Raw genomic sequence first — 557 nt, 5'->3', positions numbered from 1 at the left:
CGTCGTGGGGGTATCCAGGCCATCAGCCGCTCGTCCGCCGACAACGTCCTCGCCAGCGCGTCGATCGACCAACTCGAGAAGAACACCGACGACGACGCCGTCAGCCCCTCCCCCGGATCGATCTCCACACCCCCCATCGAACGATCCACACGACCCCAGCCCACCGGACCGAAAAACCCGATCGTGTCGTTCTTCACACAGAAACGCTGCCAATAGTGCGCCACCAACTCCTCACGCTGACGCGGCATACTCGACCGCCCCGACGCCGAAGGAACCCACCCCAGAAACGGCCGCAAACCCGTCCGCAACACCGTCCGGTTCTGCCACGCCACCGCCGCAGTGAAATCCGAAGAACCCGCAACACCCTGCAACCTCACCGCAGTACGCGCCGCAACCTCCCCGAACACCCCCTCGAACTCATCCCAATCAGGACCCGACAACACCCCACCGGCAAACTTGTCCGCATACACCGACACATCCACCGGAGCCAGATCCAACACACCCCCCACCGGAAAACCCGGCCCACGCAACGAGAACTGCTCCCACAACCGCCAACG

The 557-nt window shown here is 64.1% G+C and carries 1 protein-coding gene; it reads right to left on the bottom strand.

Annotated features, from left to right (window positions below):
• Positions 1 to 557, bottom strand: a 557-nt coding sequence (locus tag IF17_RS0135745) for a lantibiotic dehydratase (RefSeq protein ID WP_030575382.1), incomplete at both ends; no start/stop codon positions are given.

Origin of the sequence: Streptomyces cyaneofuscatus, from assembly GCF_000718135.1 — a bacterium.
Lineage (GTDB): Bacteria > Actinomycetota > Actinomycetes > Streptomycetales > Streptomycetaceae > Streptomyces > Streptomyces cyaneofuscatus.
This window is presented reverse-complemented; position numbering and strand designations above follow the sequence as displayed.